Origin of the sequence: Microvirga arvi (genome assembly GCF_016892765.1) — a bacterium.
GTDB classification, from domain to species: domain Bacteria; phylum Pseudomonadota; class Alphaproteobacteria; order Rhizobiales; family Beijerinckiaceae; genus Microvirga; species Microvirga arvi.
This window is the reverse complement of record NZ_JAFEMD010000015.1, coordinates 56,705-81,541: the sequence shown is the minus strand read 5'-3', so window position 1 is coordinate 81,541 and position 24,837 is coordinate 56,705. Positions and strand designations below refer to the sequence as shown.

23 protein-coding genes are annotated in these 24,837 nt (G+C 63.2%); 6 read left to right on the top strand and 17 right to left on the bottom strand.

The features are described from left to right. The first annotated feature begins 16 nt into the window (after nt 1-16). Nucleotides 17-481: a GNAT family N-acetyltransferase gene (locus ILT44_RS11570; RefSeq protein WP_204239734.1), complete on the top strand. Its 465-nt coding sequence runs from the start codon at nt 17-19 to the stop codon at nt 479-481. Nucleotides 482-1,064: 583 nt separating this feature from the next. Beyond that, on the top strand, nt 1,065-2,357 hold the full coding sequence (locus ILT44_RS11565; protein ID WP_204239733.1) for an MFS transporter: 1,293 nt from the start codon (nt 1,065-1,067) through the stop codon (nt 2,355-2,357). A gap of 104 nt (nt 2,358-2,461) precedes the next feature. Here the strand turns inward: ILT44_RS11565 and ILT44_RS11560 are convergent, their stop codons facing one another. The 4 genes from ILT44_RS11560 to ILT44_RS11545 all read right to left on the bottom strand — a co-directional run bounded on the left by ILT44_RS11560 (nt 2,462) and on the right by ILT44_RS11545 (nt 6,631). Further along, nucleotides 2,462-2,635, bottom strand: a complete 174-nt coding sequence (locus ILT44_RS11560) for a hypothetical protein (protein WP_204239732.1) — start codon at nt 2,633-2,635, stop codon at nt 2,462-2,464. After that, nucleotides 2,628-2,864, bottom strand: coding sequence for a DUF6894 family protein (locus tag ILT44_RS11555; protein ID WP_204239731.1), 237 nt, complete (start codon nt 2,862-2,864; stop codon nt 2,628-2,630). The genes ILT44_RS11560 and ILT44_RS11555 overlap by 8 nt, the downstream gene beginning before the upstream one ends. A 78-nt stretch (nt 2,865-2,942) precedes the next feature. Further along, nucleotides 2,943-5,804, bottom strand: a complete 2,862-nt coding sequence (locus ILT44_RS11550) for an SH3 domain-containing protein (protein ID WP_204239730.1) — start codon at nt 5,802-5,804, stop codon at nt 2,943-2,945. Between the two features lie 131 nt (nt 5,805-5,935). Next, on the bottom strand, nt 5,936-6,631 hold the full coding sequence (locus ILT44_RS11545) for a hypothetical protein (protein ID WP_204239729.1): 696 nt from the start codon (nt 6,629-6,631) through the stop codon (nt 5,936-5,938). 287 nt (nt 6,632-6,918) lie between these two features. Here ILT44_RS11545 and ILT44_RS11540 point away from each other — a divergent pair, with 287 nt between their 5' ends. Next, nucleotides 6,919-7,122, top strand: coding sequence for a hypothetical protein (locus ILT44_RS11540; RefSeq protein ID WP_204239728.1), 204 nt, complete (start codon nt 6,919-6,921; stop codon nt 7,120-7,122). Between the two features lie 89 nt (nt 7,123-7,211). Here the strand turns inward: ILT44_RS11540 and ILT44_RS11535 are convergent, their stop codons facing one another. The 13 genes from ILT44_RS11535 to ILT44_RS11475 form a co-directional block, all read right to left on the bottom strand. After that, complete coding sequence (locus ILT44_RS11535) at nt 7,212-7,553, bottom strand: phasin family protein (RefSeq protein WP_204239727.1); 342 nt, start codon at nt 7,551-7,553, stop codon at nt 7,212-7,214. Nucleotides 7,554-7,676: 123 nt separating this feature from the next. After that, complete coding sequence (locus tag ILT44_RS11530; protein ID WP_204239726.1) at nt 7,677-8,909, bottom strand: HlyD family secretion protein; 1,233 nt, start codon at nt 8,907-8,909, stop codon at nt 7,677-7,679. Next, nucleotides 8,902-9,384 (bottom strand): hypothetical protein, encoded by a 483-nt coding sequence (locus ILT44_RS11525; protein ID WP_204239725.1) that lies wholly within the window; start codon nt 9,382-9,384, stop codon nt 8,902-8,904. The genes ILT44_RS11530 and ILT44_RS11525 overlap by 8 nt, the downstream gene beginning before the upstream one ends. Before the next feature lie 128 nt (nt 9,385-9,512). Next, complete coding sequence (gene fabI, locus ILT44_RS11520; protein ID WP_204239724.1) at nt 9,513-10,319, bottom strand: enoyl-ACP reductase FabI; 807 nt, start codon at nt 10,317-10,319, stop codon at nt 9,513-9,515. Further along, nucleotides 10,316-12,745: a DUF3141 domain-containing protein gene (locus ILT44_RS11515; RefSeq protein ID WP_204239723.1), complete on the bottom strand. Its 2,430-nt coding sequence runs from the start codon at nt 12,743-12,745 to the stop codon at nt 10,316-10,318. Before ILT44_RS11515 ends, fabI begins: the two co-directional genes overlap by 4 nt. 36 nt (nt 12,746-12,781) lie before the next feature. Then, nucleotides 12,782-13,294: a hypothetical protein gene (locus tag ILT44_RS11510; protein ID WP_204239722.1), complete on the bottom strand. Its 513-nt coding sequence runs from the start codon at nt 13,292-13,294 to the stop codon at nt 12,782-12,784. Between the two features lie 17 nt (nt 13,295-13,311). Beyond that, nucleotides 13,312-14,520 (bottom strand): acetate/propionate family kinase, encoded by a 1,209-nt coding sequence (locus tag ILT44_RS11505; protein ID WP_204239721.1) that lies wholly within the window; start codon nt 14,518-14,520, stop codon nt 13,312-13,314. Nucleotides 14,521-14,523: 3 nt separating this feature from the next. After that, entirely contained in the window at nt 14,524-15,504 is a 981-nt protein-coding gene (locus tag ILT44_RS11500; protein WP_239468118.1) for a phosphate acetyltransferase, read from the bottom strand. A 270-nt stretch (nt 15,505-15,774) separates the two neighbouring features. Next, nucleotides 15,775-16,281: a helix-turn-helix domain-containing protein gene (locus tag ILT44_RS11495; protein WP_204239719.1), complete on the bottom strand. Its 507-nt coding sequence runs from the start codon at nt 16,279-16,281 to the stop codon at nt 15,775-15,777. A gap of 86 nt (nt 16,282-16,367) precedes the next feature. Next, nucleotides 16,368-18,479, bottom strand: a complete 2,112-nt coding sequence (locus tag ILT44_RS11490) for a mechanosensitive ion channel family protein (RefSeq protein ID WP_204239718.1) — start codon at nt 18,477-18,479, stop codon at nt 16,368-16,370. Between the two features lie 74 nt (nt 18,480-18,553). After that, nucleotides 18,554-18,853, bottom strand: a complete 300-nt coding sequence (locus ILT44_RS11485) for a hypothetical protein (RefSeq protein WP_204239717.1) — start codon at nt 18,851-18,853, stop codon at nt 18,554-18,556. Then, a complete protein-coding gene (locus tag ILT44_RS11480; RefSeq protein WP_204239716.1) occupies nt 18,850-19,662 on the bottom strand; it encodes a DUF2092 domain-containing protein in 813 nt (270 codons plus the stop codon). Before ILT44_RS11480 ends, ILT44_RS11485 begins: the two co-directional genes overlap by 4 nt. A 154-nt stretch (nt 19,663-19,816) precedes the next feature. Further along, a complete protein-coding gene (locus tag ILT44_RS11475) occupies nt 19,817-20,923 on the bottom strand; it encodes an AraC family transcriptional regulator (protein WP_204239715.1) in 1,107 nt (368 codons plus the stop codon). Nucleotides 20,924-21,230: 307 nt separating this feature from the next. Here ILT44_RS11475 and ILT44_RS11470 point away from each other — a divergent pair, with 307 nt between their 5' ends. The 3 genes from ILT44_RS11470 (at nt 21,231) to ILT44_RS11460 (ending at nt 24,836) form a co-directional block, all read left to right on the top strand. Beyond that, nucleotides 21,231-22,118 carry a bile acid:sodium symporter family protein gene (locus ILT44_RS11470; RefSeq protein ID WP_204239714.1) on the top strand — a complete coding sequence of 296 codons (888 nt, stop codon included), beginning with the start codon at nt 21,231-21,233 and terminating at the stop codon, nt 22,116-22,118. 47 nt (nt 22,119-22,165) lie between these two features. After that, complete coding sequence (gene ppk2, locus ILT44_RS11465; protein WP_204239713.1) at nt 22,166-23,005, top strand: polyphosphate kinase 2; 840 nt, start codon at nt 22,166-22,168, stop codon at nt 23,003-23,005. A 145-nt stretch (nt 23,006-23,150) separates the two neighbouring features. After that, a complete protein-coding gene (locus ILT44_RS11460) occupies nt 23,151-24,836 on the top strand; it encodes a SulP family inorganic anion transporter (protein WP_239468134.1) in 1,686 nt (561 codons plus the stop codon). Nucleotide 24,837: the final 1 nt, after the last annotated feature.

Genomic DNA, 24,837 nt, shown 5'->3' with positions numbered 1-24,837 from the left:
TGACGGACGCCACATCTTGATCCGCTCCGTTAGACCTGAGGATCGGACCAGCCTGCTTGCCGCTGTCGGCCGGACAAGCGATCAATCCCTTTACCGACGATTCTTCGGATTCAAGCGCGATTTCACGGATCGGGAAGTCGATTTCTACGTCAATGTCGACTTCGTGGACCATGTCGCCCTGGTTGCCGAGCTGGAAGAGGATGGGCGGCATGTGATCGTCGGCGGGGGGCGCTATATCGTGGTGCGGCCTGGCGAAGCCGAGGTGGCCTTTGCCATCGACGATGACCACCAGGGGCAAGGCATCGGTACGGCCCTGATGCATCATCTCGTGGACATGGCCCGTCATGCAGGGCTCAAGCAGTTGATTGCCGATGTTCTGCCAGAGAACACCGCGATGCTGAAGGTGTTCGCGGGGAGCGGGTTGAAAACTTTGACTCGGCGAGAGCCGGGCGCGACCCACATCGTGCTTCAGCTCCAATGAGCCTGAACTGACCAGTCGGGCGGCCACATGCCGGGATTGTGAGCGCGGGTACGGAATGTTTCATCCAGGCAGCTTCGCGGATGGGGAGGCAGATCATGCCAAGACCCAAAATGCCAGAGTTCAATCGGCCGATGCAGTGTTACGCCAACGATAGTCGGCCAAGCCCGCCTGTGGAGGCTGTCCATGGACAACAAAGGCGTGCAACCCGGCTGGCGCTTCTCGTCTTTAGCTTGTTGAGCCTGACCATCGGGTCCTGCCTGCTGGGCATCAGCGCCGTCGAGGTCCTGCTGCGTTGGACCTGACTAGGCCCTCCTGTGGCTCCATCCATCGGATCACGAACACATGAGCGGCGACCGGGTCCGAACAGAGCATCGGCTCTGCCATTCACCCGGCTGCCGACATGGGGCCGCGCCTCCGGGCATTGGCCACGATCAAGGCCAAGTCACACGGCCCCATGAGCTTTGATCTCGCATGGCAGGGCCTGCGGGGCCTGAATGCAAAGGGCGCCGGAAGGTTGTCGCACCGGATAGTTGCGTTGCTGTGGCGTCGGTTCTAGCCTCCTGAAAGGAAGGGGCATGGGATCTTGGCGGAGGCGCGCCCACAGGCCGTGTTCACGGTTGGAACAGCAAACCCAATCCATGCATGGATAGTGGTGGGCCTGCTGTTTCTGTTCATGCTCATCAACTTTGCTGACCGAGCCGTGTTCGGCCTCGCTGCGATCCCGATCATGCAGGAGATGGGTCTGAGTCACGCCCAGTTCGGCCTGATCGGGGCAAGCTTCTTCATCTTCTTCTCGCTGAGCGCTGTCCTCGTCGGGTTCCTGGTGAACCATGTCGCTGCCCGGTGGGTGCTTGCGGCCCTGGCGGTAATCTGGTCGTTGTGCCAGCTGCCGATGCTGCTGCCAGTCTCCGCTGCCGCTTTGATCGCCAACAGGGTCGCGCTCGGCTTCAGCGAGGGGCCAGCCTACCCGGTTGCGCTGCACGCCGTGTACAAGTGGTTCCCGCACGAGCACAGGGCCATGCCGACCAGCCTCATCGCCATCGGCTCCCTAGCTGGCAATGGGATCGTCGCCCCGTTGATCGTTGCCGTCATTGCCACTTGGTCCTGGCATCTAGCCTTCGGACTTCTCGGTGCGGCTGGCCTCATCTGGTGCACCATCTGGTTGGCGCTCGCGCGCGAGGAGCCCCTCACCCCTCGTGACATGATCCCGCACCAACCCGAGATGCATCTGCCATACCGTCAGCTGCTCAGTCGTCGAACTGTCATCGGGGTTGTGATTGTCAGCTTCTCCGCTTACTGGCTGCTGACCATCGCCGTCGTTTGGCTGCCGGCGATCCTAAACCAAACCTTCGGCTATACGCCGGCCCAGGCGGGTTGGATCATCATGCTGGTGGCGCTTTGCCAGATCATGATCCTGCCCGCCATCAGCGCCTTCTCGGACGGCCTGCAGCGGCGCGGTGTTTCAAGCCGGCTCGCCTGCGGCGGCGTTGCCTCCGGGTGCGCCCTTGCCGCGGGCCTGCTGGCGATCCTGCTGTCGCAATCCGGGGGATCGACTGCGTCCATCCTGTGCACGGCGGGCGCGTTTTCCCTCGGCACTGTCATCTTTGTGCTTGGTCCGTGCTTGGTCGCCGAGGTCACTCCGGACGGACAGCGTGGCGCGGCGCTCGGAATCACCAATGCCGTCGCGACGCTCGCCGGGCCTCTCGCGCCTGCGATCATGGGATTCATCGTTGATATTGGAGCCGATCCAGCAGGCGGTTTCCGCACAGCTCTTCTGGTTGCAGGATCCCTCGTCATCCTGGGAACGCTTGTGGGATTTTTCCTGATCGACCCGGCGTCCGACAGGCTGTCGGAACCTGAGGAATCAGCGGGCTGATGACAGCCTCATTTCGCCACCTGAAGTCAATGTTTATGCCTATTTCGCCTGAGTGCGCGGTACATTCGCGGATCCGCTGATGCCGCCACAGGTGAGCCGACAGGTTACGAAGGCATCTGGAGAAGCGTCTGCGCATACAGTGCAATGTTGACCCCTGCTCCACCGGAGTTGCGGACGGCCCCATTCTCAATCAGCACGCTGTAGCGATGGGCGCTGTTGCGGGCGCCCTTCTCGGCAATGGCCTCAGCATTCCAGCAATCGCCGCCCAGTTTATGCATCGAACATCTCGGAGAATGGCAGGCGAAAAACCAGCTCGCCCGAGGCATTCTCGACCTCAATGGCATAGTCCTGCAGATCTCGCCCCTGAGCCGCGAACCCATCTCTGAGATCCTTGGCGGCGCGGACTGCCTCAGCGCGGGCGGTCTCTACGTCCGGGAAGTCGAGACCAAGCTCGTCGCGGCTTTGCGTGTGGTGGTCGAACCGGATGTGAAAGAAGAAACGAGGCATGGCCGCACTTCCTCATGATAGGCTGGCGGTCATAGAAGCGTCAGGACAACGCTGCTCGCCTGTTTGACCCCTGATCGCTCATCGACGGCCGCCGCCACGGCCTCCACCCCGGAAGCCACCGCCGCCAAACCCGCCCCGTGGTGCAAAGCTGCGTTGTGGGGAGAAGGACGCCGGTGAACGGGAGAACTGCGCCGACGGTGGCCGGTAGGCCTGGCGGCTGGCAATCTGGCGCTGGTTTCCAAGATTCCGCGCCTGGACGTCCCGCATCAGGTTCGATGGCAGCTGTTCGCGGACCGCTGGGCGCTGCGTGGCGGGACGGGGCTTCGTCGCGGGGCGCTGCTGAGAGGCCGGACGTTGCTGCGCCACTTGGCGGTCCTGTGCCGCCTGTCGTTGCTGGGAGGGGCGCTGCTGCGCTGCCGGGCGCTGTTGGGGTCGCGCCTGCTCCTGCCGTGGCGAGCGGGATGCTGTCGTCGGGCGCTGTTGGGCAGTTGGGCGCTGCTGCACCTGCCGCTCTCCCGACGGGCGTTGCTCCGCCCGGCCCTGCGCCCGTTCGCGACCAGCGGTGTTTCCTATGCGGTCTCGGCCGCTCTGTTCGCCACCAGAGCCCAAGCGCTGGCCCAAGGCGGCACCTGCCGCTCCCGCCGCGCCTGCTCCTGCGAGTTCTCTCAGACCTGCCCCTTCGCCACGCTCCTGCAGCCGCTCACGCCCTTCCGGCGACAGACCCTCGCGTCCTTCGCCGCGCCCGAGAAGCTCCCCTCCCTTGGGCTGGGCGACGTCCTGCCAGCCTCCGTCGAAGCGCTGCCATCCGTCGCCCGTGTTGCGATAGACGTTACCATCCCGGCCCGCGTAGATGTCGCCGCGACGGCCCTCGCGGATGAAGCCCTGCCCGTTCGACGTGTTCCAGCGCAGCGCCGAGCCGCCGGCCGCGGTGTCCCGTGCCGTCACCCGCGCCCACTCGGACCCGCGCCGAACCCCGGCGGACTTCCATGCGCCATACACATTGCGGCCGCCGGCAACATATCCAGCCCCGTCCGTGCGCGGGTTGTAGGCTCCGACGAAACCGGCCGATCCGCGCGGGCCCCAGGCAGCGCCAGCGCGGCCGTAGGTGCCTGTTGCCGGATTCCAGGACCGTGCTCCCGCAATCCCTCGGTAGGGCCCGTAGGTATAGCCATAGCGGCCGTACATGCCCCGGATCGGATTGTAATAGGCTCCGATCCCCCAAGTGACCGGCCGGGGGTAGTAGATCGGATAAGCGTATCCCGGCCAGCTGTACCAGTACGGCGGATAGGCCCAGCCGGTGCCGTACACATAGGTACCCCAGGCCAGATAGCCGGACAGGTAGCCCATGGTGTAGCCGTACCAAACCGCATCTGGCTCGGTATCATACACACGGACATAGGTGGCATTGTAGACTGGCGAAGACGGCGGGATCGCGTAGATGGAGTCGGGCACCTCACGTGCCAGCTGCCACGGACCATTCGGGCTGCCGGACACGAACCAGACGCCGTCCTGGAGCAGGAAATACTGCTCACCGACCTTGATCACTGTGTCAGTTGTATTGGTTGCGTAGGAGAGGTCAGTTGTCTCGATAGGTGCGAATTGTGCATCGCCCGCATAGGCAATTGTCGGCGTGATCGAGCCCGTCTCGACCCGCGCCGTGGTGGGAATGCTGGCCTTGAGCCGCGCCTCAGCGGCCTCCGACGTCCCGGGCACGGCTGCGCGCACGGCAAAATACGGCGCGTCCTCGGGAATGTTCTGGAAGTCAGCCGGCAGATCGGGCGTGGCGAACGCCCATGGCCCCTCGAGCGCGGCTGCGCGGAACCAGCGGCCAGACAGGAGCACGTACCATTGCTTCCCGGTCTTGTCGTAAAAGACATCAGCCTCGGTGTTCGAGGCCCACTGCAGCGATGTCTTGGGAACATCTTGAAGGGAAGGCTCACCTTCGAACAGGATCAACTCTGCGGGGGTGTCCGTGACGATGATTTTTGGAGCTTTACCGGCTTGATACGCTTCTGGCGGGACAGCTCCGCTGGCATCGGCCCAGTTGCCGTCGTCGGGCAGACTCGTTAGCAGCGGGGGAAGCTCGGTCACCACCGTCCACGGTCCGCTGATCGTACCGGCGGTCAACCAGTGGGTATCGTCACGCAGGTAGAGGGTGCCGCCCTCCTCGATTCTGAACAGATCCCAGTTGCTGTTGACGACGAACGACAGGCCGGTCTTGCCCTTGACGGGCGCATAGGCAGCTTCCCCGTCGGTCTGAAGCAGAATAGCCGGCGTGGTCGAGACGAGGATCCGCGGTGGATCCGCCTTGAGCCCGGTCACGTCGATCATGCGCTTCTGCTCGGCAAGGCTTGCCGTCACGCGTGCCTCGGCCACCGTGATCGGGCCGGCCGGCAGGAGCTTGCCGGTCTCCACCGCAAGCGCCTTCAGGTCGTCGCGGCTCAGCCCTGAGAAGTTGAGCTGGGTGACCGAGATGTCGCTGATGACGATCTCGCCGGCATCGTCATCGTAGGAGGTTGCGCCCTTGAGCCCGATCACGCCAAAGACCGGATTGGCGTCAGGCGCCTTCAGGTATTGAGCCGCCACTAAGGCCTCAATCATCTTGAAATCGGTCCACTCGGTGAACTGTGGCTGAAACAGCACCATGCGGCCTTTGCCGACCTCATAGGCGCGAGGCCAGCCTTCGGGGCCCTGCTTCTCCTCCAGGTAGCGTCCGCTGACAAAACCGCTTCGCCCTTCGACCGTGACAGCGCACCAATTGCCGGATTCCTCACAGTCACCGATTTCAACGGCGGTGCCGGTCGGCAGGGTCCGGATGGACGAGAAGTTCGCTCCGGGTCCCGAGCGGAAGTTGACGCTGGCAGTGATCACTCCGGGAGCAGCGAGCGTCGGTGTTGTGGCGATGATCGGAACGAGCGCGAGCACAATGACCTGGCGCATCCGAGGTTCCCTCCTGCAACGCCCGGCATCGGAAAGTTCCCAACACCGAGAGTCACTCTGGTCCAAGGTGTCCGCCGCCTCGGATAGATCGCTCCATTCCGGTCCGTCGGACACCCCTAGTTGTGTTGAGGTCAGTAGCCTGCCACGACCGAGCCGCGGGCTCTGCCTCCTGAGGTGCGGCAGGAGCACCCGGTCCCGACCGGAGCCGCGCTGGTCAAGGCGCAGGTGCGGACCGAGGTCGCACAATAGCCGCCGTCCGCCGACGCGACCGGGGTCTGGTACGTGGAGTAGGGATACGTGGAGTACGGATAGTTGTAGTACGGATACGTGGCCGCCGCCCCGATGACCGCTCCGGTGGCCAGCCCGGCGGCTCCCCAGCCCCAGCCGCCATAGTAGGGATAGCGCCCGCCATAATAGGGATAGCGTCCACCGTAATAGGGGTAGCGCCCGCCCCGCACGCCATAGCGCCAGTCGCCTCGATTGCCGTAGCGGCCAGGGTTGTTAATCGCCGCCTGACGGAAGCCCCCGGCTCCCGGGCCGATGCCGGCCATGCGGCCTGGCACGCCGGGTCGAGCGGCAATCGCCCCGCTACGGATGCTGCCGACGCTGGTGACCCCGCCGCGCGGGACATACATCCGAGAGCCGCCGAAGCCGCCACCCCTGAACCCACCCATGCGGGCGCCGCCACCGCCGAAGCCGCCTCCGCCCATGCGGGCGCCGCCGCCGAAGCCACCCCCGCCGCGACCACCGCGCTGGGCGTCAGCGACATCTGGGATCAGAAGAGCGCCTGCCAAAAGGGCGCCGAAAGCCAATAGAAGCTTGTTCATCGCCATCCTCCATTTCGCCGCCAGGTGCACGGCACGAGGCAGGCCGTCATGATGAGGATCATTGTGATCCCGTCGGGAGAGCCTGCTTGATCATCCGGGACAAGCGCTTGGCATTTTGTGACGCAGGGGTCGCGGGATCCCGCACCTCTGCAAGTGTTTCTCGCTCTTGGCGGCCCGCGCCCGGCTAGCTCGGCCGTTTGGGAGGCAGGTTGCCTCGTAAGCCTTTTGAACCTTTGACCGTAAGTGCTCTTGAACGCAGATTGCTCACTCTCGAACGAGGTGCGACGATGCCCGTAAATCGTGCGATTCTGAAACAAGCTCTCAGCGAGCTCGCGAGGCTCAAAGGGGGCGCGGAGAACCCGACGCGCTTCCTCGCTCAGCTATACAGTTCGGCCCTGAGCGAATGGGCGGGAGAACTGGGCGTGGATCAGCACAAGCTCAACCGGCTGGTGCACATCCGAGACGTGGAGTCAGCGCGGCGGTTTCACTAGCGCATCGTGCGGACGCAGGCTCCAATGCATGGCAGATTGCGCCTGACGCGAACACGTCCGGCAGACGGGTGAGCGACGATTGAAGGCCATCATTCCTTGGAGCGGGCTCCGCCGTTGACAGATTTTGTGCAGATGGCCATCAGTTTGGTCGTCTCGGCGTTGTAATCGCGCAAGGTCTCTTCCACCCAGCGGGATTGGATGGCCGCCACGTCCGCAAGGTTCTTGCAGCCCATCATTTCGCGGGTGGCATCGCCGTCCTTCTCAAGCCGCATGGACACGAAGCCGATCATCTCGCGCTGGCATTCGGCAGTCGCGCCGAACCAGGCTTCTGCAGCCTTTGCCAGCGCCTGATTGGTTCCGCTCGACAGGGCGAATTCCTGTGCGCTGCGCATCGTGTCAGACAGCGTGGATCTCGTTGATACGATGGTCATGGGTCATCCTCCTTGCGGTTGGCGCTCGACAGAGTGAATGGGTTGCTTTCACCTGTTCCAGGCGGCTGAAGCCGAGATTCGCTCGAACAGGATCGTCGCCACAGCACTTCTTCCAAGTTGCTCTCAATGTCCGCCGAGCACGAGGGTCTGGATCGGGAACACCAGCGCCTGAATCCTCAGGATCATGGCATGCACGAGCCCGACCGCATCCACCGCGTGAAGAATGAAGCCTCTCGTGGTGCTGACGTTGCCTGACTCGATCAGGTCGTGATTGCTGGTATAGGCATTGGCGATGCAAGAGCTGCCGGGTGAGACACCATCAAACCCACCCTCGTAGAGAGGCTCAAGATAGACCAGGATCGTGCCGGGCCGCACGACCTGCTGTGCGTCCAGCAGCTGCTCACCGCTGCGGATCTGGCCGGCAGCGATGAAGTCCTGCACCTGCGTCACCACCATCGGGATCACCGTCCAGGGCTTCGAGGCACAGGTGGCTTCGGCCACCATGCCGACCTTCATCACCTGGGCCTCGATCTGTCCGAAGCCGGCCTGCAGGCGTCCCCGCCCGGCGCCCTCCGGGATCAGGATCCCGGCCGGACGCATGAACGGGTTGACGATGTCGCCCACCCGCAGGGTGAACTGCTCCACCCGCCCGCTCACACCGGCGCGAACGACTGTCTTCGCCAGATCCACTTCGGCCTGAGCCAAAGCAGCCTGGGCGCTCGCCTTCTGGGCCGGCAGGAGAGTCGAGATCTGCGCCTCGACCGTTTGCTTGGCGGCCATGGCGCCATCGATTGTGCTCTGGCGCCCTTGCACGACAACTTCGAGTTTTTCGATATCCCTGACGGCGACGGCGCCCGGGTTGCGACGGTAGATCTCCTGCTTGGTTGCCAGTTCGTCCACGGCCTGCTGATAGGAACTCTTGGCCTCCTGGATCTTGGCCTCGGCGGCAAGGACATCGGTGCGCGCGACGACCAGCGCCGCATCGGTCTCGGCTATCTTGCGCCTGGCAGATTCAACCGCCGCCTCTTGGGCCGAGCTGTCGAGCCTGAAGATCGGCGCGCCCTGTTGGACCTCGCCGCTGAAGCTGACATACACCTCGGCGACCCGCCCGTTGGTTTCGGGTAGGACTGGGATGGTGCGGAAGAATGCCGTGGCATTCGTGGTCGAAGGGTGATTGTAGAAGATCACCGTGATCAGCCCGATCGTGAGCATCAGGCACGCAATGATGCCCCATCTCAGCTCGAACCAGACCGAGAAGAGCGTGATTTCCTTGCCGATGCGCTTGCCCTGGGCAAAGCGGCGATAGAGATAATCCGGAAAGATCGTCAGCAGGGAGCAGAAAATAAGCTCAAGCATGGGTCCGCTCCTTCGGCATCCGAGGCAACGGGATCGTCTTCGGCACTTCAGCCTCACGCTCGCCCGGAGCTTCGGTTGGCTCCGTGTCGACACCAATCTCGTCAGGCGCCTCGTAGGCACCCTCACCCGGCCTCATGCCGGCGATCTTCTCGAGCGATCCGGCCATCCTGCGAAGAGGATTTCCGAAGTCAGGAATATCGATTAGCGCCAGTAGCAGACCGGCCACCCAGAAGATGTGCATGTGTGTGAACAGGGCAAGCAGGCCCAACACGGCGACGATCTCGAATTGCAGTTTGTGAGACTTGTGCGCCATGCGCTCCGGCAAGGTATGCAAGCGCAGGAACAGCAGTCCTACAGCCAGAACGGTGATGACCAGGAACACGGCCACGACCACCATCAGGACATCCGTCTCGCCGGGAGCGGTGATGAAAGACGGTAGATGGTGGGGAGCGGCAGGATTAAGCGATGAGGCCATAGCGACACTCCCAGGAACGCTTAGGCACCGGTTCGAACGTGACGATGCCTTCGAATTGCTTCAGGGGCCAGAGACTTGAAGTCATCAGCACCTCCTGTTGTTGTTCTTCTCTCATCAAAACGAACCCATCAGGCCATGATGCTGAGCCCGCCGTCGACATAGGTAGTCGTTCCGGTGAGGCGCCGGGCGAACGGCGTGGTCAGGTACGCGGCCGTCAGTCCCACGTCATCGATATCGACGAGTTCGCCGATGGGCGCCCGCTCGATGGCTTCGGTGAGAAGAACGTCAAAGTCCTTCAGGCCGGAGGCCGCCCTGGTCTTGAGAGGGCCAGGCGAGACGGCGTGCACCCGGATGTGTTTGTCCCCCAATTCATATGCGAGGTAGCGGACTGCGCTCTCCAAGGCTGCCTTCACCGGGCCCATGAGGTTGTAATTCGGAACGACTTTGTTGGCGCCGTGATAGCTCATCGCCAGAAGCGTCCCGCCGTCGGGCATCAGCGGTTCGGCGAGCCGCGCCATGCGCACGAAGGAATGGCAGGAGATGTCCATCGCCACCTTGAATCCCTCGTCGGAACTGTCGACGAGCCGCCCCTGAAGATCCTCCTTCGGTGCGAAGGCAATGGAATGGAGCGCAATGTCGAGGCTGCCCCAGGTCTCGCGGATCTGCCTGAACACGGCCTCGAGCTGGCCGCTCTGAGCCACGTCGCAAGGTGCAAAGATCGAAGCCCCGAGTTCCTTGGCAAGCGGCTCGACATGCGGCCGGGCCTTTTCGTTGAGGTAGGTCACCGCGAGATCGGCCCCGAGCTGGCGGAAGACCCGCGCGCAGCCGAAGGCGATCGAATTTCCGTTCGCGATGCCCATGACGAGGGCGCGCTTGCCGTGGAGGATCTTCGATTGAATGGCAGCTTTGGTCAGTTCATTCGGTTGATCGTTCATGACCTTGCTCTCGTGCGTCGTTTGTCACCGGTGTGACGAGCGGATCCTCGCCTCGCCGCCACCTCGGGGCGGTCTTCAGCCCCTCTTTCCGCCGGCGCCACGGTAATGAGCTCGACTTTCGTCTTGTCGTCTGTGTTGTCTTCGGCGAGGAGGCGCCGGATCTCGCCGAGCAGGATGAGCTGCTTCTCGTTGGCCTCGATCTGGCCCTCCAAGCGGTCAAGGAGATCGAGCAGCTTGCGCCGGTCTGCGGAGGTCCGCAGGAGCTTCGGAAGTGCCGTGAGCGCCTTCACCGGTTCGAAGTCGACGATGTAGGATTGCGAGCGGATGATCTCCTGGGCAGCGTCCGCCGGCATGTCGAGAAGACCAATCTCCCGTCCGACGAGTTCGCGCGCCCGTTTCATGGTCGAAAGCCTGCGTCGACCGGTGCCGGCCTTCATCAGCAGGAGCGCCGTCCGGACCATCGCCTTCGTCCGGTCGCCCTCCTCGATATGCGCCAGCGCCTCCTTGACCATGGGAGCATTCCGCGCGTCGACGGGCTCCTCGACAGTCTCTTCCTTGTCCGCTGCGGCGAGGCCGATGCTGACTGGGCCATAAGTGCGAAAGAAGGTGTTTTCGACAGATGCATCGCGCAGGTCGCGATAGAGATCCCACGAAGCGGAGGTGGCAGCGGCCGTCAAGCGCTCCATTCGGACCATCGGGCCATCGTTGTCGCGCGGTGACCGGTTCGCGCGGGCCATGTCGGCCATGCCTCTGAGCGGCCATAGGAAGGGATTGAGATCCGAGACCGCCCAGCGCTGCGCCCGTTGGGGATGCGTGGCCCGCCTCATGGCAGCACCCGTAGGTGTCACCATCGCTGAAACGAGAGGGTGCACGAAGGTTTCATAGGTGGAGGCGAGCGCCTCAGAGGTTGCCTCCACCGTTTTGAACGGCATCTCGTCCTTGCGGCCGTACTTCTGCAGGATCTGAAGATCCTCCACCCGCCGCTCGGTCAGCAGCACGTCGTAGCGCACGCTCCCGTTCGTCTTCTGCTCCTCGACCTGCATGCCGTAGAGTCCCGGCGGAAGATGTTCGATGTACTCGATGAGGTCGACGATCTGCGTGTGCTCGCGCTTGGCAACCGCACCGGACACGAAGATGCCGAGATGGCCGACGCTCTCGTGCATCAGGCCGACGATCACCTGACCGTTCGCCTTGAGGGCTTCCGTGGTCGGGTAGATGTCCGCGACCCAATTGAATGCCTGTTGCGGCGGCGTGATGTTGTCGCCGAGCGAGGCGAACACGATGATGGGTGTTTGAATCGCCCGCAAGTCGAAAGCACGCCCCTCGGACCATTCCGCCTCGCCGTCCGCGAGATTGTTCCCCACGAACAGGTTCTCGACGATCCACCTGATCTCCTGCCGGTCCATCAGGAAGAAGCCGCCCCACCAGCGCTCAAAGTCGAGGAAGCGCTCCGGCTCGGTATCGATTTTGGAGAAGAGGGTGTAATATTTGTCGAAGTACGTGTTGGCGGGGTTGAGGTACTCGAAGTTCTCGACGAGGTGGGCGCCGTCGAACTGGCCAGCGCCAAGATCACTTGCGAAGAGCGCCGGCCACGTGCCGCCGAGAATGCCGCCGGCATAGCGCATCGGGTTCTCGCCATCATTGCCAGCCCAGTACGACATCGGGGCCCCGTTGATGACGATGGGGCCGACGAGGTCCGGCTCCATGGCGCCAACCAGCATGGAGGCCCAGCCGCCCTGGCAGTTGCCGACCACGACCGGCTTGCGGGTCTTCGGATGACGCTCCCCGACCACGCGAAGGAACTCGGCCTCGGCGCGCGAGACATCCGCCAGGGTCTGTCCGGGAACCGGTTCGGGAAAGAAGATCACGCAGTACACCGGGTGCCCCGCCTTGAGCGCCACCCCGACCTGCGAATCCTGCTTGAACCCGCCGATACCCGGCCCGTGACCGGCACGCGGATCGATGATGACGAAGGGCCGGCGCTCCGGATCGGTCCTGGTGCCGTCTGGCGGGATGATGCGCACGAGGGCGTAGTTGGCAGGACGTTTGAAGGTGCGGGCGTCGGCGATGGTCTCCCACTCGAAATCCAGCAGCGGCGGCTTGCCGGCCTTCTCATGGTCGATCCAATTGTTGCCGCGCTGGCGCAACGTGTCCCAGAACAGGATGGAGCGTTGCGTGAAATCGACCCAATACGAACCGGCGTCGCGCCAGAGATCCAGCGGCGTCATCGAACGCATGGACGCATCCGTCCATGGCTCGCTCGCGGCCTTCATCGCGTCGAGATAATGCTGCACGGCGTTTGTGCACCGCTCCTGATAGACTTGAGCGACCTTCGCCTGTGCACGGGCGAGCTCCTCCAGCCATGTCTCTGCTGGACTGTCGTTGCGCCTGGTCTTCTGTTTGACCTGCTGCGTTCCCGTTTGCATTGCTGTCATCCGCATAAGAGGGGCTTCAGAATGAGGTCATCGCTTGCTGTCACCCCATTTGAGGAAGAAACCGATGTCGCCAGGCAGACCGCCCGGCCACTCGATGATCTGCGCCGACAGGCGGAAACCGGCCTCCCTGAGCTGGTCTCGCCAGAGCTCGTAAGCCTGACGCGGCCGCCCGGTCAGGGATTCGGGCCATTCAGGATCCCCGTTGTTGATCGCGCGGCCATGGTCGGTGCATAGCGCGTTGGGGAATCGCATCACCATCAGCTCGGTTTCACCCCGCTCCGCCGCCAGCCGCAATTTTGCCCGCAGGGGCTGCAGAATCTCCTTCAAGCGATCAGGGGTGAGATCGAGCGGCTCCGCCAGCCGCTTGATCAGTTCCTCGCGCGCCTTGCCGGCCTTATCCATTCCGTCGACCGACTTCATGGCTTTCGCCATTTGCATCTCGGTCATGTAGTTGCGCAAGTCGGCCGCTGACATGAACGTCTCGTCACCGAGCACTTGCTGCGCCTTGGATTCGTCTGGCTTGGTCTTCAACGTCACCATAACGTCAGTCTCCCTTTTCAGGATGCGAGCCGGGCCTGCGCAGCGCCGAGCACGCTCCGCGTCTGCCGTGCGATCACCAGTTCCTCGTTGGTGGGGATGACCCAGGCCGTTGGGCCGGAGCCGGTGGAAATCCGTGGTCCTCCGGCGCTGTTGGCGGCCGCGTCGAGGGTGAGACCGGCCCATGCGAGTCCGGCGATCACCTCAGCGCGAGTGGCCACGTCGTTCTCGCCGATTCCGGCCGTGAAGACGAGCCCATCAAGGCCACCGAGTGCCGCGACCAGCGATCCGATTTCACGCGTGATGCGGTAGACAAAGAGGTCGATGGCGCGCTTGGCATCCGCATTGGTTCCGGCATTCGTCCGCAGCACGCGCATGTCATTCGATAGACCCGAAACGCCGAGAAGTCCGGACTTGGTGTAGAGCATGCGCTCGGCGGCTTCCGGGCTGAGCTTCATCTCCCGCAACATGAAGAAGACGACACCGGCATCGATGGCACCGCAGCGCGTTCCCATCGGGAGGCCGTCGAGGGCGGAGAAGCCCATCGTCGTCGCAATGCTGACGCCATCCTTGAAGGCGCAGAGACTCGCACCGTTGCCGAGATGCGCCACGATCACCCTGCCCTCTTTCAGGCGTGGATCGTAATCCTTCAGGACGGACGCGATGTAGTCGTAGGACAATCCATGGAAACCGTAGCGCCGCACGCCGCTCTCGCGCATCTCGCGCGGCAATGCGAACAGGCTCGCGATATCAGACTGCGTCTGGTGGAAGGCCGTGTCGAAGCAGGCAACCTGCGGCATCCCCGGAAGGCGCCGCCGAACGATCCTAATCGGCTCCAGGTTGTGGGGTTGGTGCAGAGGTGCGAGCGGCACCAACGTTTCAAGCTTCTTGATAATGGCTTCGTCGACCAGAACCGGGCTGGAGAAAGCCTCGCCGCCATGGACGACACGATGCCCGATGGCCACGGGCTTGCGGTCGTCCTTAAACTGGCTCAACCACGAGACGAGGTGAATCAAAGCTTCCTCGTGCCCGAACCGATCCCCGGAACCCCACGTCATCTCGTCGAGGAGTGCGCTGTTCGTGTCCTTGACCAGGAAATGCGCCGATCCCCCAAGCCCTTCATAGAGGCCCTTCCAGACGAGCCGCGGCTCCTCGCCGTCCTGCAGGTCAAAGACCTGGAACTTGAGGCTCGACGACCCTGCGTTGAGAACGATGAGGACGGGGATCATAGCTCAAACCTCCGGGATGGCGAGCCGGGTGCGCTGCGCGTCAGCCACAAGCGAGGCGATGGCGCAGGAGGCGAGCCGGGTGATGTTTGAGTCGGCCCGGCTCGTGAGGATAATCGGAACGCGGGCTCCCAGCACGATGCCGGCGGCATCCGCGTCGGCCAGAAAGGTCAGGCTCTTGGCGAGCATATTGCCGGCTTCGAGATCCGGAACCACGAGCACGTTTGCCTGCCCGGCCACCGGCGACTGGATCTTCTTGATAGTCGCAGCACCGAGATCGATGGCATTGTCGAGCGCGAGAGGACCGTCGAGGATCCCACCTGTGATCTGGCCACGGTCGGCCATCTTGCAAAGCGCTGCGGCCTCAATGGTCGAGGGCACCTTCGGGTTGACCGTCTCCATGGCCGACAGAATCGCCACTCGCACCTGGTCGACCCGCAACGCCCGGGCCAGGTCGATGGCGTTCTGGACGATGTGGACCTTGTCCTCCAGTGTCGGCGCGATGTTGACGGCAGCATCGGTGATGATGAGCGCGGTGTCGTGCCCGGGCACGTCCATGACGAAGCAATGGCTGATCCGACGCGCAGTCCGCAATCCGCCCTCGCGGCGGACCACGGCGCCCATGAGTTCGTCCGTGTGCAGGCTGCCCTTCATTAGCGCCTCGGCTTGGCCGGATCGCACGAGGTCGACAGCAGCCTCCGCCGCCGCATGGCTGTGTGGGGCTTCGACGATGCGCATCATGGAGATGTCTTTGCCGAGCGCCTCCGCCGCGGCCATGATCTTGGGCCGCGGCCCGACGAGGATCGGCTCGATAAGGCCGAGCCCGTCCGCCTCAAGCACCGCACTCAGGGAGGCCTGATCGCAGGGGTGCACCACCGCAACCTTCAGTCTCGAGACGGATTGCGCGGCCGCTACCAGCCGATCATACTTGTCATGTTGCCGCTGGCCGTGCTGAGACCCGTCGTGGACTGTAACTGCAACCGTCATGATTGCCTCCCCATTATGCACGCGATGGGCTGTCGCCATTGGTGGCCGAGTGTGCGAAGAGACCTGCAGGAGCGGGACTTAATCCCATGTCCGTGAAAGCTCGGCTTGTCTTGCAGGCCGAGTATGGTCGCTTCCAACGCTGCTGCTTGACCCGTTGGGCCACCGGATTGACAGTTTTGGACTGCCATGTGGGAAATGAGCGGGAGCAGCCTCCGGCCGCTCTTGGAGGAGTCGCATGGCTCGATTCCTGCTGCCCGCGGGAAGACTTGATCACGGATATTTGTTCGACTGGGCTGAGCGTTCAGCGAGGTACAGACTGAGACGGCGCCTTTTCCGGAGCCGTCGCGGTTTCTGAATTCGTGGATGGGCGCTACGCCACGCTGAAGGGGTTTGTCCTGACCATCGCCTGAAGGCCCGCGTGAAGGCGCTTAGCTCGGAGTATCGCAGGACCGCCGCGATCTGACTCAGCGCCATGTCCGTATTCTCCAGCAGCTCGCACGCAATCTCGAATCGAACCTCATTGGCGACCTGCCGGAACGCGAGGCCCTCAATGCGCAGGTGACGGTTCAAGGTGCGCCGATGCATCGAGAAGAGACGGGCGACCGTGACGGCGGAGCAGGTGTCCCTGAGCAGTTCAATCCGGAGCACGCGACGCAGATCCTGGATGAAGGGGCCCGTGTTGTGGGATGAGTACGGTCCGTCTACCCTGCTGGTGGGTGGCATCTCCATGGCTCCTTCCCCCTCCTGCCAGCCTTGGTGCTGTCCGATCGGCCACATTCTAGCCTCCTCCATCCGCCTGCTTGATCGCTTGAGACTTCCTCTTGACAATTGGTGATCGAGGATGGGCTTTGAGCCCATCCGGACTATTCCGGTGGCGCGGTTTTGATGAGCTTGAGCGCCTGATGCGCAGCGGCCGGCTCGGCGTCGTCGCGTCCTGACACCTGCACCGTCGGGAAAGCGAACTTGATCCCATTTTCCTCGAAGACCTTCTTGAGCATCCCGTAGGCCTTGCGCCGGATCACAAATTGCTCGCCCGGACGTGTCATCATCTTCATGCGCAACTGGATGGCGAACTCGCCGAACTGCTCCACGCCCTGCATCTTGAGCGGCTCGATGATATTGGGCGCACATTCCGGATCTGCCGCGAGGTCTTTACCCACCTGCTTGATGACCTTCTTAGCCTTTTCGAGATCGGTATCGTAGGTGACATTGATGGTCATCTTATCGATAACCCAGTCGCGGCTCATGTTCTCGACCGCCCCGAGTTGTCCGTACGGGACCGTGAAGACAGGGCCGCGATGGTGCCGCAGTTTCACTGAACGGAAGCCGAGCTTCTCCACAGTGCCTTTATAGCTGCCGCTCTGGATGTACTCGCCGACCCGGAAGGCATCGTCGAGCAGATAAAAGATGCCGCTGATGACGTCCTTGACCAAAGTCTGCGATCCAAATCCGATCGCAACGCCGAAAATCCCCGCGCCTGCGATCAGCGGGCCGATCTCCACCCCCAGTGACGAGAGAGCCATCAGCACGGCCACTGTGGCCAGGGCGATGAACGCAGCCATCCGGAACATCGGCAGCAAGGTCCGAATCCGCGCCTGACGCAAGGCAGCCTCGCTGCCCGGCGGGGCCGCAGCCTGCAAGGTCAACAGACGCTGGTCGATCTGTGTCCTCAATACCTGCCAGAGGAGGTCGGCCACCAGCAGGATCACAATGCTGCTCAAGGCGCCCCGCACCAGCCGAGTCACAGCCGTGTCGCGGCTGGTCATCTCGCCCAGGTCGATCCCCCAGACCCAGCCGAGAAACAGGGCAGCCCCGACGATCAGAAGAGCCCGGATACCCCGATCCAGATAAACAGCCCCGAGTTCGTGATGATTGGCGGCCTCCGCACCCTCAGGCGGCCGCAGCAGGTGGCGGGCGGAACGTTTGGTGATCCTCACCGCTTGCGGCAGCACGATAGCCACGACCAGCAGCCAGAACACGCGCATCAGGCCCGCGACCCACAATCCCCACAGAACGACGAGGTAGAGCGACAGCATCCACGTTCCGAGAGCATGGTGACGCCGAGATCGTTCCGATGCCTCTGAGGTAATCGCGGGAGGAGATGGCTGTCGCCAGACGGCCACGACCGCAATGGCCAGGAGACCAATCCCCAGGACGTACGCCACCAGCTGGCGCCCTTCGGGCGAGAATCCAAGGGTGCTCACAAGCTCTATCGTCGCCCATCCGAACGCGAACCAGCCAACGAACAGCACGATGTAGCGGTACCAGAACCGTGCCGATCCGTCGGTCATGGGAATGGCTCGAATAACGTCAGGATCGTGGTGGCCGACCACCCGGGGGGAGAGCAGGACCCGGCCAATCAGGAGGGCAAACCGCAACAGAAACGCCGCAAACAGATAGGCGAGCACGATCCGCCTCAGCAGCGGCGGCCAGTCGAAGACGAGGAAGGCACCGATGCTTCCCAACGCGAAAAGTGCGACATAGGCTAGGCCGAACACCAGATGCATGGCGATCATTCGCACGCGCTCATTCGCTGTTTCGACCGGACGGGACAGGGACCGCTGGCGCGCGGACGCCGTCACTCTCCTGAGGATCCATTCGGCTCCGGCGCCGAGGCCGAGGAAGCCGAGCACGAGGAGAGCAACATCGAAGATGGATCGGCTTTGAAGCTCCTGCGACAGCAGACCGGCGGCCCGCTTGACCTCTTGGGGCAAGCGAGGCACCGCGGCTGCGAGAGCAGCCAGATGCGCGCGCATCGCCTCGACGCGCGTCGCCAGCAATTCGGAGTTCATAGCCTGCGGTTGCGGTGAGGTCGTATCGCTTGGGATTGCCGGCGGTTTCTGCTGGTCGATCCACGCACGAGTGGCCGGATCATCCATCAGCCGGAGAAGCTCCTGAACCTGCGGCGGAGGATTTGCCGGAGCAGCTTGGGCGCGGGCCGGACCTGCACCGGCCTGAACAATGATCAGGAACATCAGTCCCCATAAAGTGCCGGCCAAAATCCGCGTTTGGATTGAACCCACAATGCGCTCCTATCCATCAGGTTCAGCTACGGGCAGCGGTAGACGATCTGGCCGTAGGAGTTCACAACCTGCTGGCAACCTGGGGCGGCGTAGTAGTACGCTCCGGCCGCAGCGGCGCCAGCAGCCGCCCCATAGGCGACACTCCTGCGGGTGGTCCGCCTGGCCACTCCAGCATAGCTCATGGGCGTCGCGGGACGGCCAACCCTTGCCTCCGCCTGGCTGATGAACGAGCCAGGCGAAACGGGTCTGTCGCCGGCCCATAGGAGAGCCGCGCCGGCGGCCAGCAACGCGACCCCCGCAAGACGTATCGGCTTGAGGTTAGTCATTTGGCACCTCCGGGAATCACGCCTGCTGGAATGTCATCGATGTCGTTGAGGAGAGTGATCGCGACGCCGCTGGAGCCTTGCGGTGGCTTGAACGCGAACGCATCCGGTGCCGGGCTGACGCCAATCTTCCAATCCCGCAGCCGCAATGTGTATTGGGGCGCTGAGCCGACCGCCTTGCTCGTAATGACATATTTGCGCGGCACCGGCCGGTCGCCGACCTCTACCCAGATCTGCCAGTCGGTGTCGAGGTTGCGAAAGGCGAGATGCTCGCACTCAACGCCCTCGACGACCCCGCGTCCGACATGCTTTGCCTCCAGCACGCCAGCCATCAACTCCTCGTAGGGCTTCGCCAGCAGGAGATCAGCCCCTGGAAGTTCGAGCGGAGCCTCGGTTCGAAGCCTGTCGACAACCTCATCGAACGTCCCCGCTGCAGGAACCTGGGCGAACCTGTTGCCGCCACGGTCATAGACCGTCACATTCGACCCATCTGAGATCAATTCGACATCGGCGTAGCCGCCGATGCGGCTGACGCGGAACTTGTTCGGACGGTTCAGGGTGATGTCGCCCGAGGCGCTGAACTGGATCTTCTCAACGGCCGGGGTCACGACTTCGACATCGGCATCGTACTTCAGCGATAGGTTCTCCTGACGGCTGACGTAATCGGCCATGGCTTTCAGAATGGTCTCGGCCTGTCCCTCCGCCGCCCATACGGCGGGCGCAGGAGCACCCGTGATGGCCATGGCGGCGAGCAGCGCTAACGCGGACTTTGTGGGCACAGCGCTCGAATGCGAAGAGATCCGTCGGTTCATCGTGTGATCCTCCCTGGAGTTCTTCTGGGAGCGAAACGGTGGGAACACCCGTGCGCCCCGCCGGATCAACAGCCCGCAGGATCACTTTAGGTCCGCCAGAGCCCATTGCTTGACTGGCCGGGACAATCGCTTGACAGTTTTGGCCGCCTGCGCGTCAGTTCGAGTGGCCGTCACCTCGCCAAGCCTTAGGCGTCCGACCCGACCAGCGTCGGAACGCTCGCGTAAAGGCGCTGGCCTCCGAATAGCCGAGCGCAGCCGCGATCTGCCCGAGTGGCACCTGAGTGTCCTGCAGCAATTGACGCGCAATCTCGAACCGGACCTCATTGGCAATCGCCCGGTAGCCCATGCCGCCGTCCTTGAGGCGCCGGCTCAGGGTGCGGCGGTGCATCGCCAGCAGGTCGGCGATGTCGTCAGCCGAGCAGTGATGGCTGGTCAGACGCGTGCGCAGCAACCGCCGAATGTCGTCCGAGAACTCGGATCCTGGATCGCCCTTCATTTGCTCGAGCCGCTCCTCCAGCAGGGCGCGCACCACGGAGTCGGCCCCGGCGATCCGAAGGTTCAGGTCGCAGGCTGGAAAAACAATTGCTGCAATCTCCTGGTTGAACCTGACGGGAGCCCGATAATGGCGCCGGTACGGCTCCAGATCCGTCGGGGTGGCCCGGGGCAGCAGCACCTCGGCCGGTTTCCAGTCAGATCCGCATAGGGCGCGCATAGCGTTGACGGTGACCGCAATGGCTCCGTCCGAGATCTGGTCAGCACTCTCAGCATCGGACTGATAAACCAAATAGGTGAAAAGGGCCATGCCCTGGCTGATGTTGAGCGACGGCACGGCGCCCCGGTTCTGGATGCTGAGGTTTGACACGAGCGCACGCAAGGCGTCGCCTACCGTCTCAGAATGCTGCATCAGGCGCCCGACCATGCCGAGGGAGAGGATCGTGGCGCGCCGACCGACCAGCAGCCCGAAATGAGGACATTTGGTGCGGGCTACGCTCAGGGTGAGCAGTCGGCCCAAGGCTGCATGGGGGATCACATTCGCGCCATCGTCGAACAGGAGCGGATTGAGCCCGGCCTCTCGGATGATCGGATCGGGATCGAGGCCGAAGTCCCGGAGGGTCGGGACGATCTCCTTGGCAACCCCTAGGTGGATGTAGCCGGGGGGGAGCGTCCGCCTGGGTTCCGCCGGAATGTCCGGTGAGACTGATTCAATCTTCTCTCGGCCGGTACTCGTGAACGGAGTCACGATGCTTTTGGTCATCGTCATGGCCGCCTCGCCAAATTCTCAGAGGTCAACTTCTAACGGTTACCGCGGAACTGCACGGCAGGCATGATCGAACGCGTCAGCGAGAAACAAGGCTCAGAGCAGCATCGAGCAATTCGGCCTCTGATAAGTGTTATATTGGTTAACCTCCAATTGAGGCGATTTGGTGAAGCTTGCTTGGCTTCATGTCCGATCTGGTCAAGGACTTGTCTCAAAGCGTCAAGCCCTTCGGATCAATCCGCGCAATGATGATAGGCCCGTGCAGGCCGGCATGGAGATCCGGACCCGAGCGGACCATGGAGGACTGCGGATGGGCCTAAACCAGCTGATCAGCGTTCTCGTCGCCATCACGCTGATCGAGATGATGTTTGCAACGGGCCTTAGCGTCGGTTTCAGGGACGTCATCCGTGCGGCGCGCGCGCGGCGGATGCTTCTTGGCGCTGGCCTGGCGAACTACATGGTCGTCCCCTGTGCCGCCGTTCTTCTCATCGTCCTCGTGGATGCCGATCCCATGGCTGCCGCCGGCATCCTGATCCTCGCCGTATGCCCGGGCGCGCCCTATGGCCCACCCCTGACAGCCCTCGCCCGAGGAGAGACCGCAACCTCCGTAGGATTGATGGTGATCCTGGCGGGGTCGTCGATGCTCATGGCTCCCCTTCTTTTGTCCCTTCTTCTGCCCCTCACCACGCAGGGAGCGGACCTGCATGTGGATCCCTCCGGAATGCTCGGAGCCATTCTGTTGAGCCAGTTCCTCCCCCTGTGCGCGGGGCTCGCTGTCAACCATTGGCGGCCGGATTGGGCCGCGAGCCTGCTCGCCCCGGCAGTTGCCGTCGGCAAGGTTCTCAATGCGGCAACCCTGGCTGCGATCCTCACCGCGTATCTTCCGCAACTGCTGGACATCCGGCTTGGCGGGATTCTCGCCATGCTGATGCTGCTGGGCGTCAGCCTTGGGGCTGGTTGGTGTGCGGGCGGGCGCCGAGACGAGGCCCGCAGGGCAGTGGCGCTCACAACCTCAATCCGCAACGTCGGCCTTGGCTTGGTCATCACAGCCGGCGGTTTTGCCGGTCCATCCGCCGTTACGGCGGTGCTGGCTTATGGGCTCGTGCAACTGCTCGGATCATTCCTGTTGGCCTTGTGGTGGCGGCAAAGCCCATTGCTAGTGGAGATGCGGCCGAATGGTCAGGCAAAGACGCAATGAGGCGTTCTTGATCCAGTCATGCAAAGCAATGACGGAAGGAGTCTGCGATGAACCAACGAGACGCCTTGAAGCAGAAGCAAACCGCTGCCGAAGAGACGAATGATCCGGCTCCAGCCATGAAGCGAAAGGAATTCGAGAGCGAGCTGAGACGGCTCCAGGTGGAGCTCGTGCGCCTGCAAACCTGGGTCAAGGCGACAGGCGCCAGGATCATCGTGATCTTCGAAGGCCGGGACACGGCCGGAAAAGGCGGGGTGATCAGTCGGATCACCCAGCGGGTCAGCCCCCGGGTTTTCCGGCATGTTGCCCTGCCGGCGCCGACCGAGCGCGAAAAGAGCCAGCTCTACATTCAGCGCTACATTGCCCACTTCCCGGCAGCCGGCGAGATCGTCCTGTTCGACCGGTCCTGGTACAACCGTGCTGGGGTCGAGCGCGTGATGGGCTTCTGCGGTGACGACGAATACGAGCGTTTCATGCGCCTCGTGCCGTCCTTCGAGCAGGAGATCGTCGACAATGGCATCATCCTGCTCAAATACTTTCTCGATGTCAGCCAGGATGAGCAGCGCCGGCGGTTCGCCGACCGCATCGACGACCCCGTGAAGCATTGGAAGCTCAGCCCGATGGATACCGAGTCGGTGCGCCGCTGGTGGGACTACACCCTCGCCTATCAGAGCATGCTGCGTGGAACCGACACGTCGAGCTGCCCCTGGTACATCGTGCCCTCGGACGACAAGCGTCGGGCCAGACTGAATCTGATCGCGCACATGCTCGGCCAGATCCCTTACAAGAAGGTCAAAGTCGAGCTGCCAAAGGTGCCGAAGGCCGAGCCGCGGCCGAAGGGAGCCGAAGACGGGCTGCCCGCAACGCACATCGTGCCGTCACGGTATTGAAGACTGCGCGGCCGGAGACACAGGAGGGCGGAACAGGATGGCCGCTCGTGATCGCAAAGGGGCCTTGCCAGGATGGAGGGAGGCAGCCTCGACCGCGCGCGCGAGCGAAGGCACGACTGGTGATGTCGATGGATGGCTGCGCTGGATGCCGGGATTGCAAACCCTGCTCCGGTACGAGGCGGGATGGTTGGGCCACGATCTCGTGGCCGGACTGGTGCTGGCGACAATGCTGGTTCCGGTCGGAATCGCCTACGCCGTGGCGTCCGGCCTGCCGGGGATCTGCGGCCTTTATGCCACGATCGTCCCGTTGCTTGTTTATGCCGTGTTTGGCCCGAGCCGCATCCTTGTTCTCGGCCCGGACTCGGCCCTTGCCGCCGTCATCCTCGGCGTCGTGCTTCCGCTGTCCGGCGGGGATCCGCAGCGTGCCGTCGCCCTGGGCGGCATGATGGCTCTCGTATCGGGAACGGTGTGCATCCTAGCTGGAATGGCACGTCTGGGCTTCGTAACCGAACTCCTGTCAAAGCCGATCCGCTACGGCTACATGAACGGCATCGCCCTGACTGTGATGATCAGCCAGCTGCCCAAGCTTTTCGGCTTCTCGGTCGAAACTACGGGACCGCTGCGGGATCTGTGGGCCACTGGCGAAGCGATCCTGGAAGGCAGGACGAACTGGGCGGCTTTCGCAATTGGGAACGCGACGCTGGTGGTGATCCTGCTGCTGCGGGGCAGCAAGCGGGTGCCCGGCCTCCTGGTTGCTGTGGTCGGTGCAGCCATCCTCGTTGGCACGCTCGATCTTGCGGAACGCCATGGCGTGGCGATCTTGGGATCGCTTCCGCAAGGTCTTCCCGGCTTCGCAATCCCCTGGATCGGGGTCAACGACATCGTTCCCGTGCTGATCGGGGGCTGCGCCGTTGCCCTGGTGTCGTTCGCCGACACCAGCGTGCTCTCCCGCGCCTATGCCGCACGGCTCGGCACGAAAGTCGATCCCAACCAGGAGATGGTGGGACTTGGTGCCGCCAACCTGGCGACCGGCTTCTTCCAGGGATTTCCCATCAGCAGCAGCAGCTCGCGTACGCCTGTCGCCGAGGCTGCCGGAGCCCGCACGCAACTGACAAGCGTTGCGGGTGCGCTTACCATTGCCCTGCTGCTGCTCGTGGCTCCCAACCTCCTGCGCAACCTTCCTACGGCGGCCTTGGCCGCCGTCGTCATCGCTTCCGCCATCGGATTGTTCGAGGTGACGGATCTCAGGCGGATCTATCGCATCCAACGCTGGGAATTCTGGCTGTCGATCACCTGCTTCGTCGGCGTGGCCGTGTTCGGTGCCATTCCTGGGATCGGCTTAGCAATCGTGATCGCGGCCATCGAGTTCTTGTGGGACGGCTGGCGTCCCTACTCTGCGATCCTGGGCCGCCCTGCCGGCGTCGAGGGCTATCATGACGTCACACGCTACCCCGAGGCTCGTCGTATTCCTGGCCTCGTCCTGTTCCGCTGGGACGCTCCTCTGTTCTTCGCCAACGCGGAACTGTTCCGCGAACGCGTTCTCGCCGCAGTGGCGGAATCGCCAACTCCTGTTCGAAGCGTCGTGGTCGCGGCGGCGCCCGTCACCAGCATCGATGTAACCGCCGCCGATGCTTTAACCGAGCTCGATCAGGCCTTGCAGGCGAAGGGTATCGAGTTTTGCTTCGCCGAACTGAAGGACCCGGTCAAGGATAAGCTGAAGAGGTTCGGCCTGCAGGCATGGTTCGACGAAACGCGGTTCTTCCCGACGATCGGAGCGGCCGTGTCTCGCTATCTTGAGGCCCGGGATGTGAACCGCAAGGCCGAGGGTTGAC